Source organism: Pseudoalteromonas sp. SWN29, assembly GCF_015864465.1.
Lineage (GTDB): Bacteria > Pseudomonadota > Gammaproteobacteria > Enterobacterales > Alteromonadaceae > Pseudoalteromonas.
Map to the genome: position 1 here is coordinate 1 of NZ_JADYXE010000027.1, position 16,806 is coordinate 16,806.

Annotated in this window: 14 protein-coding genes and 1 other RNA gene; 8 read left to right on the forward strand and 7 right to left on the reverse strand. The window is 38.2% G+C overall.

Annotation, left to right across the window (positions count from 1 at the left end; translation table 11 throughout):
- Window positions 1–182: 182 nt before the first annotated feature.
- Window positions 183–3,197 (forward strand): bifunctional diguanylate cyclase/phosphodiesterase, encoded by a 3,015-nt coding sequence (locus I6F53_RS11570; RefSeq protein ID WP_197239653.1) that lies wholly within the window; start codon window positions 183–185, stop codon window positions 3,195–3,197.
- A gap of 12 nt (window positions 3,198–3,209) precedes the next feature.
- Here I6F53_RS11570 and I6F53_RS11575 read toward each other — a convergent pair whose 3' ends face one another.
- Window positions 3,210–3,539, reverse strand: a complete 330-nt coding sequence (locus I6F53_RS11575; protein WP_166419216.1) for a stress response translation initiation inhibitor YciH — start codon at window positions 3,537–3,539, stop codon at window positions 3,210–3,212.
- A 135-nt stretch (window positions 3,540–3,674) separates the two neighbouring features.
- Here I6F53_RS11575 and I6F53_RS11580 point away from each other — a divergent pair, with 135 nt between their 5' ends.
- From I6F53_RS11580 to I6F53_RS11595, 4 genes are all read left to right on the forward strand, one after another.
- Complete coding sequence (locus I6F53_RS11580; RefSeq protein WP_197239654.1) at window positions 3,675–3,980, forward strand: STAS domain-containing protein; 306 nt, start codon at window positions 3,675–3,677, stop codon at window positions 3,978–3,980.
- Entirely contained in the window at window positions 3,980–5,629 is a 1,650-nt protein-coding gene (locus I6F53_RS11585) for a SpoIIE family protein phosphatase (RefSeq protein ID WP_197239655.1), read from the forward strand. Before I6F53_RS11580 ends, I6F53_RS11585 begins: the two co-directional genes overlap by 1 nt.
- Window positions 5,630–5,685: 56 nt before the next feature.
- On the forward strand, window positions 5,686–6,345 hold the full coding sequence (locus I6F53_RS11590; protein WP_197178237.1) for a GAF domain-containing protein: 660 nt from the start codon (window positions 5,686–5,688) through the stop codon (window positions 6,343–6,345).
- An 80-nt stretch (window positions 6,346–6,425) separates the two neighbouring features.
- A complete protein-coding gene (locus I6F53_RS11595) occupies window positions 6,426–7,616 on the forward strand; it encodes an amino acid aminotransferase (protein ID WP_197176738.1) in 1,191 nt (396 codons plus the stop codon).
- An 83-nt stretch (window positions 7,617–7,699) separates the two neighbouring features.
- Here the strand turns inward: I6F53_RS11595 and I6F53_RS11600 are convergent, their stop codons facing one another.
- A complete protein-coding gene (locus I6F53_RS11600; protein ID WP_197178236.1) occupies window positions 7,700–8,902 on the reverse strand; it encodes an aromatic amino acid transport family protein in 1,203 nt (400 codons plus the stop codon).
- Window positions 8,903–9,117: 215 nt separating this feature from the next.
- Here I6F53_RS11600 and I6F53_RS11605 point away from each other — a divergent pair, with 215 nt between their 5' ends.
- The gene (locus I6F53_RS11605; protein WP_197178235.1) at window positions 9,118–10,011 is read left to right on the forward strand and encodes a DMT family transporter; all 894 of its coding nucleotides are present in this window, start codon (window positions 9,118–9,120) and stop codon (window positions 10,009–10,011) included.
- Window positions 10,012–10,079: 68 nt separating this feature from the next.
- Here the strand turns inward: I6F53_RS11605 and I6F53_RS11610 are convergent, their stop codons facing one another.
- Window positions 10,080–10,958 (reverse strand): flagellar protein MotY, encoded by an 879-nt coding sequence (locus I6F53_RS11610; protein WP_197178234.1) that lies wholly within the window; start codon window positions 10,956–10,958, stop codon window positions 10,080–10,082.
- 202 nt (window positions 10,959–11,160) lie between these two features.
- Here I6F53_RS11610 and rnt point away from each other — a divergent pair, with 202 nt between their 5' ends.
- Window positions 11,161–11,877, forward strand: a complete 717-nt coding sequence (gene rnt / locus I6F53_RS11615) for a ribonuclease T (protein ID WP_197178233.1) — start codon at window positions 11,161–11,163, stop codon at window positions 11,875–11,877.
- Here the strand turns inward: rnt and I6F53_RS11620 are convergent.
- Entirely contained in the window at window positions 11,861–13,486 is a 1,626-nt protein-coding gene (locus I6F53_RS11620; protein ID WP_197239657.1) for a DUF342 domain-containing protein, read from the reverse strand. The two genes, rnt and I6F53_RS11620, sit on opposite strands and share 17 nt — an antisense overlap.
- 263 nt (window positions 13,487–13,749) lie before the next feature.
- On the opposite strand from I6F53_RS11620, the gene ssrA reads away from it, so the two are divergent.
- Window positions 13,750–14,106, forward strand: a transfer-messenger RNA (tmRNA) gene (gene ssrA, locus I6F53_RS11625).
- Window positions 14,107–14,204: 98 nt separating this feature from the next.
- Here ssrA and I6F53_RS11630 read toward each other — a convergent pair.
- The 3 genes from I6F53_RS11630 to I6F53_RS11640 form a co-directional block, all read right to left on the reverse strand.
- Window positions 14,205–15,311, reverse strand: a complete 1,107-nt coding sequence (locus I6F53_RS11630) for a hypothetical protein (protein ID WP_331458731.1) — start codon at window positions 15,309–15,311, stop codon at window positions 14,205–14,207.
- Window positions 15,312–15,467: 156 nt separating this feature from the next.
- Window positions 15,468–15,764: a hypothetical protein gene (locus I6F53_RS11635; protein WP_166419207.1), complete on the reverse strand. Its 297-nt coding sequence runs from the start codon at window positions 15,762–15,764 to the stop codon at window positions 15,468–15,470.
- 35 nt (window positions 15,765–15,799) lie between these two features.
- A complete protein-coding gene (locus tag I6F53_RS11640) occupies window positions 15,800–16,804 on the reverse strand; it encodes a YHYH protein (protein WP_166419206.1) in 1,005 nt (334 codons plus the stop codon).
- Window positions 16,805–16,806 lie beyond the last annotated feature (2 nt).

Below are 16,806 nucleotides of genomic sequence, written 5' to 3' on the forward strand. Positions count from 1 at the left end.
TCGCTTTAGCATTCACTATGATGTGGCTACCAATGTGGGCTGATTAATATATGTACTACAAAGATCAACAGCCCCTAGTTTTTAGTGATATTTAACAAATAATTTATATATATGAAGTCAGATCTGATATATTTCGTTAACTGGTTCAAATAATAACAATTATTAATAATTAAGGTTGACCCGTGGTTTACAGACGCCCTCCATCGCGTTTTGGATTAAATTCTTTAAGTGTAAAACTTTCACTGCTTATATCTGCTATTTGTTTAATAGCAGGGGTATGTGCGGCTGCCTTAATGCTTAAATCTGAAGAGAAACAACTTGTATTTGAAGAACACGAGATATTAAAAAGCTCGACAGATTTATTAGTAAAACAATTTAATGAGCGTATTAAAACAAAAATAAATATTGCCCAGCAAGCTAATAACGTAGTGACAGAGCAGCTTTTTCAATCCAATTCACCAATTAATTTAAACAATAAATCACAGTTACAGTTTAATAGCGACGGCACAATTCGAAGTGCCTCTGCCGACGGATTATCTGCCGCATTTTTACCACAGCAAAATTACTCTCCTTTTTACAAACGCCTGTTTAATGATTCTGAAATGTTGTGGCGTATAATTTCTCCGACTCTGGTACATGACTTTTTTAATTTTTATTTAATAACTGATAATGATTTTATTCGGGTTTCTCCACCAAATTGGGCATTAAATGCACCTGCTGGCTTTAGAGTAACGAATGGGTCAACTTATAAATCTATTAAAAGTACATTAAGGTCAGAGCGAGAGCCTGCATGGTCAAAAGTTTATTACGATACAGTATGGCGCAAGTGGGTTATAAGCTTACTTGTGCCTGTTTATGTTGATAACGAGTTTTTAGGTGTGACGGGGAGCGATATTTCTCTCAATAAACTTATTTCGTTTTTACCTGTTGGTGATAAAGAAAAACACCTACTTGTGTTTGATAGCAAAGGGCAATTGTTAGCGCATCCGAGTCTAAACCCAGCTTTGTTAGCTGACTATGGGAGTGATAATAAAGCGCTTGCCACTAACGAATTTGTAAACTCAGAACTGCAGTCGATTATTGACGATGTAATTACGGTTAAGTTACCTGAATATGCAAATTCATTTGAACAAAATGATGAAGCTCATATTATTAATATTCGTAAGATTGATGATTTAGATTGGTATGTAGGGGTTTATAAAAAACGTTCATCTACGTTATCTGCGTTACAAGATTTAAAACTGAAGTTTTTTGGACTCTTTATTTTATACGCAATATTAGTTGCCTTATTGCTGCATCAGGCGCTTTATCAACTAGTACTTCGCCGTTTACATACTTTAGTTTATGCAGTAACAAGCTTTGGTAAAGGTCAATTAACCACAGAGTTTCCACCAGAAAATAAAGACGAGATTGGTACCCTTAATGGCTCATTTAGAGACATGACGGTAGAAATCCGTAAACTTATTGATGGCTTAAACCAAAGAATTACAGAAAAAGAAATTGCTGAAAAAGCAGCAAATCGTTTATCTAAAGCGGTCGCGTTCTCGGGTACCGGTGTTGTGATCACCGATGAAAACTTTATTATTGAGTACGTAAACCCCAAAATGCTCGAAATGACAGGTTACCCAGAAAGTCATTTTAACCGAGCGCCATTACTTAATATTATTGCCTCAGAGATGTCTATTTTAGTTGAAGATATAGACATAGATTTACGAAGCCGTAATTACTGGCGAGGCGACACGTTAATTGCTGGCTTAAATAAAGAACCAATTTGGGTGTCTTTAAGTGTTTCGCCAATTCGTGAAGAGGGCGGTGAAATAACCAGTTATGTAGCATCAGCACAAGATATTTCGTTTGTAAAAGAAAGCCAACGTAAAATGGAGCAACTGGCATACTTTGATACCCTAACAGGCCTTGCCAACAGAACGTTCTTTAGAATGCAATTGCGAAAATCAATGGCATTGGCGGAACGCGGACATTATGCATTTGCATTGTTTTACTTTGATTTAGACGAATTTAAACGTATTAACGATACATTAGGCCACGATGCTGGCGATCAATTATTAATTGAAGTGGCAAACAGACTTAAAAAACGTTTACGAGCCGAGGACACCATAGCGCGCTTAGGTGGTGATGAATTTGCAGTATTGCTTAGTGGTATAGAAAGCCAAGAGCATGCGACAGAGGTTGCTAACACCATTCAAAAAACGCTAAATGTACCGATAAAGCTAGGTAGTAATGAAGTTATAGTGAGCGCTAGTATTGGTATAACTATGGCTCCATACGATAGCCTAGAGGAAGATCAGTTACTCAAACATGCCGATTTAGCAATGTATGAAGCTAAAGCAAAAGGGCGTAATACATTCCATTTTTATAGCCAAGAATTGAACGCCGCCGCAAATGAGCGTTTATTTATTGAAAATGAGCTGCGTATAGGGCTCAAAGAAAAGCAGTTTGTAGTTTACTACCAACCTCAAGTCGACAGTCGTACTCATCAGGTCGTTGGCTACGAAGCGTTATTAAGATGGTTCCACCCAACTGAAGGCGCAATACCTCCAGATAAGTTTATCCCTATTGCAGAGGCAACAGGCCTTATAGTTGAATTAGGCGAATGGGTGCTTCAAGAGTCTTGTGATTTTGCCGTAAGATTAACAAAGCAAGGTCTAGAAAATAATATATCGATAAACTTATCAGCTCGCCAGTTTAAAGACTCAAACTTAGTTTCAACGCTGAGCAAAATGATAATTAGGTCGGGTGTTTCGGCTAAACGACTTCATTTAGAGCTGACCGAGAGTATGCTAATGGGGAATGTAGAAGCTGCTATTACTCAACTTCACGAACTTAAAGCATTAGGTATATCAATTTCGATTGATGACTTTGGTACAGGCTACTCGTCACTTAGTTACCTAAAACGATTCCCGGTCGATATATTGAAAATTGACCGTTCATTTGTCAAAGATATCCCCGATGATACAAATGATATGGAAATTACTGCCGCTATTATTGCCATGGCGCAAAAGTTAAAGCTCGATGTGGTCGCTGAAGGGGTTGAGACAATAGAACAAATGCAATTTTTACAAAATAATAATTGCTTCATTGTACAAGGCTATTACTTTAGTAAGCCAATTGCTGAACACGACTTACCAAAACTGTATGAAAGGTTAAGTGAGCTTTCAAATAGCGAAGTAAGCAGTTAATAAAATTGCGGGTTAACCACCCGCAATTTTAACTTTAAATTTTAACGCTTCTAAAATAGCTTTTAGTTTGTCTCGGTCATCGCCTTGTACTTCTATAATGCCTTCTTTTACTGCGCCACCTTGGCCCATTTTGCTTTTTATAGTTTTAGCTAACTTTTTTAAATCGTGATCTTTTGGATCAATGCCCACAACGAGCATTACGCCTTTGCCTTTACGACCTTTTGTTTGGCGTTCAATACGAATAAAACCATCTTTAAAAATCTTAGCGTCTAACTCTTTTTCTGGTTTTGGCTGGTCAATGCGACCAGTACTTGTTGAATATACTAAGTGACTATCACTCATATCTTGCCTTTATGGATGAAAATGAATTAAATACTGACGTAAATGATAGCAAATTTGAAGTTGTGTGTTTTTCTTTTTGCTAAATACTTTTAACAGGTTATATTTAGTTTAAAGGAAATATTATTGGAGTTTACTATGAGTTTAACTAAGAATGAATCAGTCGATGGCACTACATTAACAATACAAATTAAAGGTAAATTTGACTTTAATTTAGTGCAATCCTTTCGCCAAGCTTATGCTCAAATGAGCGAAAAAACAGTAAAGGTTATTGTTGATTTAAGAGAGACTGACTACATGGATAGTTCAGCACTTGGCATGTTACTTAACATGAAAAAAACCATTGATAGCCAAGTGAAAACCATCGAAATAAGCAATTGCCAACCTCAGCTTAGAAAAATACTACAAATTTCACGTTTTGATAAAAAGTTTGATATTAGCTAATGATACATGTGTTGATTGTTGACGACCAGGCGCTCAATCGTATTTTATTAAGTAAAATGCTTGAGCAAGAGGGTTATAAAATATCTGTGGCTTATAACGGGCTAGATGCACTTAATGTACTTAAAAGAGAGCAAATAGACGTTGTTCTACTCGATGTTTTAATGCCAGTAATGGATGGTTTTGAGGCCGCTGAAAAAATAAAGCAGCTGTATAGCGAAGTCTATCTACCGATAATTTTTATTACCTCTTTAGAAGATCAAGCAAGCTTTGAGCGCTGCCTTGCAGTAGGTGGCGATGACTTTATTCATAAACCATTTGAAAAAGTTATTCTGCACGCAAAAATTAAGGCACACAGTCGCACCAGAGAGTTGAGTAAAAAAGCCAATCAACAAAAAAAATTACTTGAATATCATCATAATCAAATTGAACGTGAACACGAAATAATTGAACATATATTTAATAATTCACTAGAAAACCAAGGTAAATTTAAAGAGTATCTCGACTTTAATTTATCACCTGCCTCTATGTTTAATGGCGATATGTTTTTAGTAGCCCAAAGCCCGATAGGTAATTTGTATTGCATGCTGGGGGACTTTACTGGCCACGGCCTAGCAGCAGCAATTGGCGCATTACCGGTTTCTCGTGTGTTTTACACTATGGTACAAAAGGGCATGGCGGTTAACGATATTGCCTGTGAGCTAAATACACTACTGTACAACCTCCTACCTGGGCATATGTTTTGTGCTGCAACCATTATAGAGCTTAGTGCATCAGGTAAAAGTGTTTCAGCATGGATGGGCGGCTTACCCGATGCCTACCTAATAGATAAAGACGGTAATGTAAAACAAACATTAGAATCACAGCATATGGCGCTGGGGATTTTAGATGAACAAGAATTTGAATATGAAGTTATTCATTTTGAAACAAATAGTAATACCCGCCTTGTATTAGCGACCGACGGAATTATAGAAACAGCAAACAAAGAAGATATATTTTTTGGGGAAGAGCGTTTTTTACAAACCTTAAAAAGTAAGTCGATGATTAGTAGTGAAGATATAGTGGCTAACGTTACTGAGTTTGCAGATGGTACTAAACAACAAGACGATTTAAGTATTGTTTTACTAAACTGCCTGCCTTTAATTCCTGAGGAGCAAGAGCGAGAAGCATTTTCTACTTTAGCTTTTAATTTATCTTTGAGTTTAAACTCAGAACAAATAAAAAAAACAGACCCCGTTTACGACGTTGTTAATATTTTAAGCAGTGTTGAGGGGTTAAATGCTCATCGTTCTAATATATTTTTACTGCTATCTGAGGCTTATAATAATGCGCTTGATCATGGTGTACTAGGGCTAGACTCAGAAATTAAAAAACAAGAAGACGGTTTTTTTCGATATTACGAATTAAGAGAAGCAGCTCTGGCTAAACTTACTGATGCTATGATTATTATTGATATGCGCTATTGCCCCGACACACTCAGTTTATATTTTATTATTTGTGATTCAGGCCGAGGGTTTAGTAGTAAGCAAGATGAGTTGTCAAAAGTTAATAATGAATTTGGCAGAGGCGTGTCTTTATTAGAAGAAATAGCCGAAAAAGTTACTTATAACTCCAGTGGTAATCAAGTTGAAATGTGCTACAAGTTGAGCTAGCTCTGTAAAAATATCCATGCTATTATCCTCGAAACTTTAGATGTATGGATGGCCAAATGATTTCTTCTTACCTAAAACAAGCACAATTAAGTGCTAATCCTACTTTGATTGCAACAGAGCTTGAAAAGCTTGAGCTGCATCTTACAAACTCAACTTTACCTGATGTGCGTTGGGAGTATCAAATACCAGAGCTTGGCGAGGGCGGAGCGTGTAGTTTATTTGGTTACTTACAAGATGAGCCATTCAAATTAACTGACTATCTTAAAGGTGATGAGCAAACACAACTTAAGTTAGCTAATTTACAAAGTATTGTAAGCTACATCGAACAGCAAACAGGCGTTGATTGGTATGGTATTTATCAATCAACTAATACAAGTGAAGGTAAGCAACTGTTAAAATTAGCTTATCATGGTGCGCCTAGTCGCCCGTTGTTTCCTTTAACGCAAGCATTTGCAGCAGGGAGTAATAACGTACAAGTTGCGCTATCTCACAAGGGCCGAATTATTAATAACGTTGAAGCGTATTTATCACAAGGCGGTGAATACTACACATGCGATCCTAAAGTTAAGTCAGAAACTTGCTTACCTTTATTCAACGCAAAAAATGAATGTGTTGGTATTATCGATGCAGAAGCCTTTAAAAATGATTTTTTTGATGAAAAGACGCTTGCTGTTTTAATTGCATGTTGTATTAAAATTCCTCACTTTCTAGTGTAAATAACGCTAGTCAATATGATGTGCTTTTATGTTAAGCTTAGCTTAACAGCTAACCCCTAAATAACGATAAGAGATAGCCAATGTTCTCAGTATTAAAACCATTACCAACAGATCCTATTCTTGGCCTTATGGCGGCCTATAAACAAGATACAAACCCTAATAAAATTGATTTAGGTGTAGGTGTCTACAAAGATGAGCAAGGCAATACACCGGTTCTTAAAGCGGTTAAAAAAGCTGAAGCGTTTCGTCTTGAAAACGAAATGAGCAAATCTTACATTGGTTTAGCGGGTAATTTAGATTACTGCCAAAAAATGGAGCAGTTATTACTAGGCGAACATCAAGCATTGCTAGCAAATCGCGTACGTACTGCGCAAGCGCCAGGTGGTACAGGTGCACTTCGTGTTGCAGCTGAATTTATTAAGCGTTGTAATACAGACGCGACTGTTTGGGTAACTAACCCAACATGGGCTAACCACATTAGCTTGTTTGAAGCTGCAGGCTTAACAGTAAAAGAATACCCATATTACGATTACGAAAATAAAGATTTATTGTTTGATGAAATGATCAACACACTTAAACAAGTGCCTAAAGGCGATGTGGTTTTACTGCATGCATGTTGTCATAATCCAAGCGGTATGGATTTAAGCGAAACACAGTGGAACACGGTTGCTGAACTTGCAAAAGAAGTTGGCTTTACACCACTTGTTGATATTGCATACCAAGGCTTTGGCGCTTCACTTGAAGAAGATGCACGCGGCTTACGTATTTTAGCTGATGCAGTAGAAGAGCTAATTATTTGTTCTTCATGTTCTAAAAACTTTGGCTTATACCGCGAGCGTATTGGTGCATGTTCACTAATTGCAAAAGACAGCGCAGCAGCTGATATTTCAAATTCTGTAATGCTGAGCGTTGTGCGTAGTATTTACTCAATGCCGCCAGCGCATGGTGCCGATATTGTTAATACTATTTTAAGCAGTACTGAGCTTACACAATTGTGGCACTCTGAGCTTGATGAAATGCGTAGTCGTATAAATGGCTTACGTAGCTTAATTAAAGAAAGCTTAGCAACGAAAGATATTGCGCAAGACTTCTCATTTATTGAACGTCAAAACGGTATGTTTTCTTTCTTAGGTATTAATAAAGAGCAAATTGCTCGCCTACAAAAAGAATACGGCATTTACATTGTTGGCTCTAGCCGCGTAAATGTTGCAGGTGTTAGTCATTCAAATATTGAATACTTTTCAAATGCTGTAGCTGACGTTTGTAAATAAACGCAGTTAATAAAAAAACCGCACATCATTAGTAATGATGTGCGGTTTTTTATTATCTAAATTTAAACAAAAAGCAGCAACCTTTAACCGATAGCAGGAATAAGCCCCGCCATTTGCATAAACTGCGCAGCAATAATAGTTATGCCACATATAGCTGCTATACCAAGCCCAACATTCCCGCTTTTAACTTGGTAGCCTGTTTTATTTGATGTTGTACGCTGTTTATAAACCATTGCTACAGGCAAAAATATTGCAAGGACGACAAGTGCTATAGCAGCGTAACCTAAGGCCATAATAAAGCCTTGAGGATAAAATAATGCAAAGCCAAGTGGCGGAATAAACGTAATTAAGGCCGTTTTAATTCGATCTGTTTTATTGTCACCCTTTTTAAATGCATCAGCAAAAAAATCGAATAACCCTAAACTCACCCCTAAAAATGATGTCGCAAGTGCTAAATCAGCAAATAACTTAACGGCCGTTGCCACACTTGGGTTATGCGCAATACTTGCCACGCTAGATACAAATCCATTAAGACCTTGGCTGTTGAGTAAATCAGCTTGGCTCATAATACCTTGGCTAAGTAGTTGCCAAAAAATATAAATGACTAAAGGCAGGGCGGCTCCAGCAATCATTACTTTGCGCAGTACTTTTATTTCTACACCAACATATTTAACAATAGAAGGGATAGAGCCATGAAAACCAAACGAAGTAAATATAACCGGTATAGCTGAAAGGATTAATCCTTGCTCTACAGGCATCTCTAATAAGTGCTTACCTTGCACATAAGGGGTAAGCATGTAAAACAAACTAGCTAATACAATAATTTTTATTGTAAATAACACTCTATTTAGTTTATCTACCTTGCTAGTGCCTAGTGTTACAACACTTGCAATAATAACAGCGAGGATCACAGAGCCAAACTGTGGGGCTATATCTACATCAAAGCCTATATTTATACGCGCTTGAAGTTGTGCACCACCACCTGCAATATAGGCGGCGCATAAAGCATAAAATAAAAAAATCATCGAAAAATTCGCAATATATTGTCCGCGCTTTCCAAGCCATAATTTAGCCAATGTATTTAATGTTGCATCGCGTGGTGCATATTGGTGTAGCTCTAACATGAGTAGTGCGGTGTAGGTCATTAGTAACCAGCTAGCTATTATTAATGCAAGTGCAGTACTAAACCCAAGCCCGGCAGATGCAATTGGCAATGCCAACATACCCGCACCAATAGTGGTGCCTGCAACAATTAACATGCTTCCCGTTGTTTTATTTTTAAGCACTTAATTACCTTAATTATTATTAATATTGATGCACCATATAACTAGTTGCTCAAATCTCAAATAGTTTTGTAATAAAAGAGCAGTATTAAAATGTAACTTACAATTTACAACTGTATTTATTAAGGACTTTAGTGTTTAAAAAGTACTAAAACACGGTAGTGAGCGTATAATTTATTCTTTGTTTTATTCATTCATATAAAGCGTAGGGATGTCACGTGCCAGTTAAAGTATCGTATTTTTTCATGGTTCTTATATGGTCTACTACACCACTGGGTATTGTGTGGAGTAGTGACACTGTATCGCCAACACTTGCAGTGTTAATGCGAATGCTGGTGGGGCTATTGTTAGGCGGCTTAATTGTTGCCATTACAAATATTAGAGTGCCTTGGAGCAAAAATGCATGCTTACTTTATTTTTATTCGAGTATAGGTATTTTTGGTGGCATGCTACTAAGCTATATGGCAGCTAAAACAGTGCCTTCAGGTATTATTTCTCTTATGTTTGGCCTTGCACCTATTTTGTCGGGATTGCTTGCTCAACAGCTATTAAATGAGCCTAAATTTAGCCCGATTAAATTAGTTGCGTTAGCGTGCGCCTTAATTGGCTTATATTTTGTTAGTTATAACCAAGTACAAAACTCGCAAACTCAAGGGCTCGGGTTACTTTATGTGTTTATGGCGGTCTGCTTTTTTAGTTTAAGTGGTGTGATGATCAAGCGCGTAAAAATTGCGATTCATCCAATGGCCACAACATTTGGCGCATTGGTTTTTGTAACCCCACTCTTTTTTATTGCGTGGTGGTTATTAGACGGTGAATTGCATATACAAAACTGGAGTGCAAAATCATTGTGGGCTATTGGTTATCTAGGAATATTTGGATCTTTAGTAGGGGCTTTGGCGTATTTTCATGTACTGCAAAACCTTAATGCGAGTACGGTATCACTTACTACTCTTATAACTCCTAGCTTTGCGCTAGGTTTGGGAGCTTGGCTAAACAATGAGTCACTAAGCCAAGAGTTAATAATTGGTGCGGTTATTATTTTAATTAGTCTGGGCTTTTTTCAATTTGGTGATAAGTTTTTAAAGCGAAAAAAAGTAAACATAAATTAGCTTTACTACATTTTTTCAATTTAGTGATAAGTTTTAAAGCGAAAGAAAGTAAGCGAAAATTAGCTTTACTACATCTTTTCTATTTGAATAATTAAACGACGGTTTTTGTCTCGGCTTAAAATGTTATCGTTATTATCAACAAAGCGTTTTTCACCGAAACCGGTTGTTTGTACTTTGCCTTCATCAACACCTAAGCTCACCATATAATCTTTTATAGTTTTGGCGCGCTTGCGCGATAAATCTAAGTTATTCCAGCGCCCGCCATAACTATCGGTGTATGAGTCAATACTAATGGACTCTATGCTTGCATCATTTTTTAAATACTCAGCAATCTTATCAAGACGTTGTTGCGAGGATTTAGTTAATTTACTGCTGTTAGATTGATAGTTCATTACAGTAAACGAAATATCTTCAAAGCTGTAAGGGAGTAGCTCATCACGGCATTGTAAAAAAGCCCAGTAAGCTTGTTTAAAGTTTACGCTCGATATACCAACGGCAATTTTATCGGCACTGTTTTGCCAGTCTTGATAATAAAAAGTAGGGTAGTAGCCTTTTTCAAGCTCGGTAAGCATTTCCCATGCGGTTTTATTGCCTAGCTCGCCATCAAACTTTTTAAGTAATTTCATGTTTGCAATATCGCGTGCAGGCAATCCTGCGCGCCATGTTGGTGGCACTGCTTTTAAGCCTGCAATTGCGTAGTTATCTGGGCGTACAACCATATCTAAATTAAACGTTAAGTTTTTATTTTTACTTGCTGAAGCTTTAAAAATAGCTTCGCCGTAATAAGGAACCTCATGATTTAATTGGCATTGTAAGCGCGTTGTTTTAACGACTTCCCAGTTGGAGTTGTCTTGGGTTGCTGTGTATTGGCGCATAGCAGCTTGCGAGTGAGTACCACAAAGCACTGCACTTATACTAAGGCTAATAAATAACAACTTATACTTCATGGTGCTCTCCAGCTATCCGGGAATGCCAATAATTTGGCAAATTTATGACTGCAATGATTAGTTTGTTCTCTACGTAACTAACTTATAAGTTAAAGCAAGTTATGTGCCTACAATTTTAAAGCAATAAATACTTAAATCCCCTAGCCTAGGGGGCATCAATTTTGACATAATAGTCAGCTTACACGTATAAACAAAGAAAACTATGGCAAATATTGAGCAAACACCTTTCGCAAAACGCTTTCGTGGATTTTTTCCTGTTGTTATTGATGTTGAAACTGCAGGTTTTAACAAAGAAACAGATGCCTTACTAGAAATAGCAGCCTCTGTTTTAAAAATGGATGACGAAGGATTGCTCAGCATAGATCATACTGTTCATTTTCATGTTCAGCCATTCGAAGGCGCTAATATAGAACAAGCCGCTATCGACTTTAATGGTATAGACCCATTTTCACCATTACGTGGCGCAGTACCTGAAGATGAAGTAATTAAAGAAATATGTAAAGTAGTACGTAAAGCTCAAAAGGCCGCTGGGTGTCAACGCTCAGTTATTGTGGCGCATAATGCCGCATTCGATCATGGCTTTTTAAATGCAGCAATAGAGCGTAATAACATTAAGCGTACGCCATTTCATCCCTTCGTAAGCTTCGATACAACATCTTTAGCGGGTTTAGCGTTAGGGCAAACTGTATTAGCAAAAGCATGTAGAGCGGCTGGTATCGAGTTTGATAACAGCCAAGCGCACTCAGCGCTTTACGACACAGAACGTACAGCTGAGCTTTATTGCTTAATAGTAAACCGCTGGCAGCAATTAGGTGGTTGGCCATTAGCCCCAACCGACGATTGCGACGCTGACGCCGAAACTGGTGCCGAAGTTGAAACTGAAACAAAAAATGACGAAGACGCTAAAACGTCTGAGTAATTTTACCCTCAGTTAGCTTAACTAAATGGGGCGGGTAAATACGCGAAAATTGTTTAGAATCTTTCGCTATTTTAAGCTCCACACCAGGGTGCATTAGCTCGTTTACTGTTAAACGACTACTGGCAAGTAATTGCACTATTTTTTGCTTAATAAGTAGTTTTTGACGATGAATATGGGCAGAGCGTATTTTTATATGTTGTTCATTTTCAGTTATTTTATTCATAAATTGCTGACGCTGAGCAGCCCCCGCAATTTTACTCGCTTTTTCACGAGCTTGTTGTAAAGCCGCTACTTTGGTTGCAAGTACTTTTTCAAAATCGGTTATTTGAGCTTGCTTTTGACGAAGCTCAAACCAAAGCTGCGCTAAAAACACACGCGTTTTAGTACCGGCTGGCGCGCCTAATTCACCTGTTTCAATACGCATAGCATCTAAAATATTACCGCCAATAATTTTACCTCGCGGATTATTTGCTTTGCCTACACGTATTAATCGCCTAGCACTTAAATCACAATGCAGAGCTTGGCGTTCAATAAATAAATCTTGTTCGGTTTTAATGTTGCAGTACTGGGCATAACCAATCGAAATAGTTCGCTGAGCGGTTATACAGCACGTAAATGCTTCCTCGCCTTCACGTTTTCGGCCAATTGCGCCAAGCATTATGGTTACCGCACTTTTACTTTCAACAGTTCCTGATTCTACAAAACCAAGTACCGTAATATCACCGTTGGCTTTTACACGCATGCCGTCTTTAATATCACCAGTAATAATTACGCTACCATCAAAATCAACATGGCCTGTACTTACATCTACGTTATCAAAGCATAAAACGTCATCTACACGCATACCACGTGGTAGGGCAACGGGCACACCTTTGCAGTCGGCAATAAGCATATTAGGATTATTAGGATCTACTTTTGTACCTTCGAAAGGCTGGAGTTGGTGATCTTTACCTGGTTTTGCACTAATTGAATCGCCAAATACCGTATAGCCTTCTTCTCCAGGTGTAGCTGCAATACGCTGCATTAAGGGAGTGCCAGGTTTTACGGTGATAATAGCGCCAAGGTTTTTCATATCAACCTTACCGCCTTCTTTAGCTTGTGGGCTAAGTACTCGGTCTTGAGCTGTTGAGCATAAACGTACAAATTTGGCATCGCTGCCTTCTTTTGGATTGCGCCCATGTGCAATTATGGCACTGTAAGAGCTTCCTGCTGGTTGCTCAAACTGCTGGCCCAAAAAGGTATCAAGCGCACGAGGACTTATTCCTTTTTTAACACCTGCATCAGCAAGTGCTTTTTGCGCGCCTTCCATAGACAAAAGTGCGCCACCTTTAGCGGTAGTTAATGTTGCTTCTGCGACCATGTTTTTTTCATCAATATTAATGATAAGCGACGCACCTACAGCTCTAGCAACGACAAGCGATACTTCCTGATAATTTTTAGTTGGCGCAAAAAGCTTTCCAATATTGGCAATGACAGCTTCGTACTCACTAAACTCAGATTGCTCTAGCATTTGCGTTAGCTGAGTACTTGTAACAGGAAAACCACTATCAATAGGGTGACTTTCTAAAGAGACAAACCCTGTACTTTTATCAAATGAAAAAACCGACATTTATTAATTCCCTACTCTATGCCTGTTATTATTTTTATTTTTTACAACTAAAGGTTTAGAAATAGCAAAAACCTTAACTCCTCATTTGAACACAGGTTAAACACATTGTTAAGTAAATGTTTATATAGGCTTGCACAAACTAAATTTTGGTTACTTAATGCGCGATTGGCACATGCAATTAAAATAAAGCGTTACTAGGCCTTGAGTATCAGTACTTTACTCAGTTATACTGTTTGCACGCTCTGAATTGAGTTACTAATTCAGGGGCTGATTAGGATTCGACGGAATTCAAGAAGCCCAAGGTGCATGTCGAGGTGCGGTTTGCCTCGTTAAACAGCCGCAACCTAAAGTAATCGCAAACGACGATAACTACTCTCTAGCAGCTTAGGCTGGCTAGCGCTCCTTCCATGTATTCTTGTGGACTGGATTTTGGAGTGTCACCCTAACACCTGATCGCGACGGAAACCCTGGCCGGGGTTGAAGCGCTAAAACTAAGCGGCCTCGCCTTTATTTACCGTGTTTGTCCGGGACTTAAAGGTTAATTAAATGACAATACTAAACATGTAGTACCGACGGTCGAGGCTTTTCGGACGGGGGTTCAAATCCCCCCAGCTCCACCAATAAAGGTTTTTGAACTCGTTATTCGAAAACCATAAGAAACCCGCAAATTTGTTAATCCAAATTTGCGGGTTTTTTTATGGAATTTATAAAATAAAGTTTAAGAATGTCTTATAGCGCGTAGCTTCATTTTTATTGCAATCACAAACAGGCTAAATAACGACAGCATACTTATTAACAACGTTAGGTTAAGTATGGGGTTACTTGGCTCATCGGTGGTGACAGGAGAGTTGTTTGTAGTTTGCGAGTTTTGATGTTGCCTAATATAGCTTTGGCTGATCCAATCTACCGCGTTTATCCATTGTACTTTGGCGGGATCAGTATTGTTTAGCATCCCTATTGCGTGCTTATCGTTATCTAAGCTTTTTGAAAGTTGTATCAGTTGCTGCCAAAATTCATTTTTAGGGCCTAGGTCGTCTATTTCTTGTAGGTGCTGTTGTAATTTGTCACCCCCCATCGTTTTTATATCAGCTTGTCCTGTACTTTGCGCGTAGCTATTTATTAGCGATGAAAAGCGACTAAAGTATTCATTACTTTTTTGCTGTGTAGGGTTAGCTGTTCGCTCGTTTGTTACTTTTTGTGTTGGTTGATTTAGGCTATTTTGATCAATCAAATATTGTTTATAGTTTTGGTAACTTAAGTTGTTTGTAGTTGTGTTATTTGTAGTTGTGTTATTTAGAGTGCCAAAGTTGTTTTTAAGTGCATTAACACTGATCACTACGCCTACTAAGGTAATAATACAAAGTGCGCAATAGCAAAAGTACAATGCGCTTTTTAAAGTGTTACGCAGTAGTTTATATTTATTATAACTTTGCTTAATAGCTGCAGCTGTATTTGGGGCTTCGTCTGTATCTAGGCGTTCATTTTGTATTGAGATACTTTTGTCGTTAGTACTTTCACTAATGTGTTTATCTGTATTTTTACTGTGCTCAGTGAGTGCTATTTGATTATTTTGAGATTGAGAGATTACAGTAATGAGTTGAGGTTCTACTTTAGTAATCAAACCTAGCTTTTTAAGTGAGGATTCTGTTTTAACAGCATCAATACTCGATAAGTCTTTTTTTAAAGCGTAAGCTTTTCCATCAAATAACTGAACAACAATATTATGAGGAATATTAAGAAGTTGGCTGAGTTGTTCTTGGGCAGAGGTAAGGTCAGTATTTTGATATAACTGACCATTAAAAACAATTTTAAATGTAGCGCTCACGTTAGTACCTTGCTTGTGTAATTCCATTTTTGGAATTTTATTTTTATTATTTGATACACAAAGCTAACTTAACAGATAAAGGGTATGCTTTCTAATGATTTGCGATTAAAAAAGCCTTAACAAACAGCGTTAAGGCTTTGGCGTGTAGCTGTTACTTTATCGTTTAGCGAGTGATTTTACAGATTGCTTTTGATCACTTGCTGGTTGGGTTGCTTTGTCTATTAATGTTTCAAGTGGTTTATTTCGAACGCACATAAGTACTTTGTTCATTGCTTGGCATGTGCCTGTCGCTTTTCTATCATGGCTTGTGTAGCTGCAATCTTCATTAATGGCTTTTGCTTCACATGCTTCCCAAGGCGCATTTGAGCCGTGGCCTGCATGACTTAGCGCTGAGCATGAGGCAGCAATTAAAAAGCCAGTGGTTAGTGCTTTTATCACGTTAAATATTTTCATTAGTATCTCAGTTAATTGTTTGGCCAGAATGCGAGTTATCTTGCGGTAGCACCTTTAAAACAACCAATAAACATGTTTTCAGATACATCGGCTGCATGGTAGTGGTATCCGCGTGTATCGTCGGTGTGGCCTCTACATTCGTCTAAATCAGTGGGTTCTAATCCATCTTCGTTAAGCATGCCAAATATACCAAATCCATCGAGTGCATAACCCATCATGGCGGCATGACCGTCTGATTGAATTTGTGTTTGGCTACAACCTGCTTCACCGTGGTAGTGATAACCTGCTACTAAGTTAATATGGCCAGCGCAATCATCAAAGGCTGCAATAGTGTATGCGCCTAAAATAGCCTCAACAGGCGCGGGTGCAGCAAGTACAACACCATTGAGAGCAACACCTACATTGGCGTTACCAATACTGCTATTTTGAGTGGTTGCAACAGGCGTTATTGGAATTAAAAATGATTCTGATATACCGCCATCAACATAATCAATAGAGCATTCTACGCAGTGGTTTTGGTATTGTTCTTCTACGTTTGGACGTGCAGCGCCATCACACGATTCTTGTGTGTCGGTTACATTTACAAGGCCTGTACCTTCGTCGTATAGCTGCCAATGACTATCGTTATATAATGTAGGTAGATTTAAAATAAAGTCTCCGGTTATATCGTAAACCTCACCGGTGCCGTCAAACCAAATACCGGCTTCGTCAGCTGTTGAGGTGATATTTTGAGGGCAAAATACACCAATCTCGTAATTTGAAGGCGCACCGGCAATATCAATTTTGTAGCATGAGGCTTCATCGCCATTACTTAGCGTACATGTTTGAGTGGTAATTGATGAAATGAGCGCATCGCTTTCAAAGTTAAAAGGGTCGACTTCTACAACAAAATCGGTTGAAGTATCTGTTGTAGTTCCCTCATCGGTGGTTGTTTCAGTTACGACGGTACTTTCAGCATCGCTACCGTTACAGGCAGCTAAACCCAGTGCAAGTATACACACTGCAAGCGGTGTCAAAATTGGTGTGTTAATTCTTCTCATCA